The sequence below is a fragment of the Thiothrix eikelboomii genome, assembly GCF_900167255.1.
Lineage (GTDB): Bacteria > Pseudomonadota > Gammaproteobacteria > Thiotrichales > Thiotrichaceae > Thiolinea > Thiolinea eikelboomii.
The window spans coordinates 35,028-36,458 of the sequence record NZ_FUYB01000028.1 but is presented as its reverse complement, the minus strand read 5'-3'; the positions used below and the strand labels follow the sequence as shown (position 1 = coordinate 36,458).

Below are 1,431 nucleotides of genomic sequence, written 5' to 3'. Positions count from 1 at the left end.
TAGGTAGTTCATTCTTAACTTTATAGGCGAAAATGACTACTTTCGCAAGAGGTCTATTGTTTAATTTCGTTTCTTAATCAACTCACCTATACCGTGGTACGCCATGAGATTAGTAAAACCCATTTAGAGGAAACCTTTAGCGTATTACATGCACCGGGCTATGGGCGTGCGTCATTGAGTTTGGATTTAGCCGAGCCTTTTAAGCCAGTACTGACCGATATGCTGATTTTTCGGATGGTACAGCGACGTATGCTAGAAAGTAGTTGGTTTGAGCAACATGATCAGGTGTGTCTACTTACCGAAACGGGACGCCGCCATGTCGCCGAACAATTTGCCCAACGCTTAGAGGAAGATTATCAAGGTCATCCGTTTCGCTATTGGATTTATAAAGAGGCACTGATGTTGGAGCGTGAGGTTCTCGATGTGAGTGAGTATGAATCGTTTAAAAGGAGGGTATAGATGTTTATGCTGATGACCTATGATGTGGAAGCTAAGCGCACTAATAAATTTAAGAAGTTATTGCGGCGCTATTTGAATCATAATCAGTATTCGGTGTTTGCGGGAGATATTACCGAAGCACAGGCGATTCAATTACGTTGCGAGTTGAGTCAATTGATGATTCCAGAGGATAAGGTGACTGAAATTTGCTGTGCCAATCGGCAGAATGTCGATGTGTATCTTTTATCTAAACATGAATCAGGTAAGGGAGAGCTAAAACGTTCACCTTTAGAGGATCATCGCCGTGATTTTACGGTTTTATAAGGTACTTCGACCTGCAATGAAGTATTTAAACCTACCCGTTGATGTACTTACATCTACTACTTATGCTAGTTTTAATGCTCCTGATCAAGCGGCATTTGGCTCAAAATGCACTAAAATCAGGGGTTACGAATCCCCATGCGGGGTTATGAGACTGTGGTTTTCTCCGAATGCGCGGCGCATGGTGTGTTACGAATCCCCATGCGGGGTTATGAGTGCTTCAGCGCGAGCTAGTTTTAGCTTCGCTTCATCGTTACGAATCCCCATGCGGGGTTATGAGAGCAAGCTCAATGCGGCCTCGGCTCGCCTCAGTACCGTTACGAATCCCCATGCGGGGTTATGAGGCTATTGCTGCGACCTGCCCATGCGATCAACTGGGTGTTACGAATCCCCATGCGGGGTTATGAGACATGGGGAATATTCTCAAACTGCGGCATTCATTCGAGTTACGAATCCCCATGCGGGGTTATGAGATCTAAAAAGGACTTGACCCCATTGATGCTGCTATAGTTACGAATCCCCATGCGGGGTTATGAGGTCATATTGCAGCGCTCACCAACCGGATACAGTTTCTGTTACGAATCCCCATGCGGGGTTATGAGACCAATCGGTGAGTTCGGTCAGTAGCGGTCTTAGTTGTTACGAATCCCCATGCGGGGTTATGAGGAAACC

Annotated in this window: 2 protein-coding genes and 1 CRISPR repeat array; both genes read left to right on the top strand. The window is 45.7% G+C overall.

Annotated elements, in window-relative coordinates:
• The first annotated feature begins 63 nt into the window (after positions 1-63).
• On the top strand, positions 64-459 hold the full coding sequence (cas1, locus tag B5D50_RS18565; protein WP_327193582.1) for a CRISPR-associated endonuclease Cas1: 396 nt from the start codon (positions 64-66) through the stop codon (positions 457-459).
• Positions 460-762: a CRISPR-associated endonuclease Cas2 gene (gene cas2 / locus B5D50_RS18560; protein ID WP_078924156.1), complete on the top strand. Its 303-nt coding sequence runs from the start codon at positions 460-462 to the stop codon at positions 760-762. It abuts the gene before it with no gap.
• Positions 763-884: 122 nt separating this feature from the next.
• A CRISPR array of direct repeats spans positions 885-1,425; the repeat unit is 28 nt; unit sequence GTTACGAATCCCCATGCGGGGTTATGAG.
• Between the last annotated feature and the right edge of the window lie 6 nt (positions 1,426-1,431).

Bases quoted from the DNA above. Each gene is read 5' to 3' on its own strand.
- cas2 (WP_078924156.1), top strand. From the start codon at position 460: ATGTTTATGCTGATGACCTATGATGTGGAAGCTAAGCGCACTAATAAA.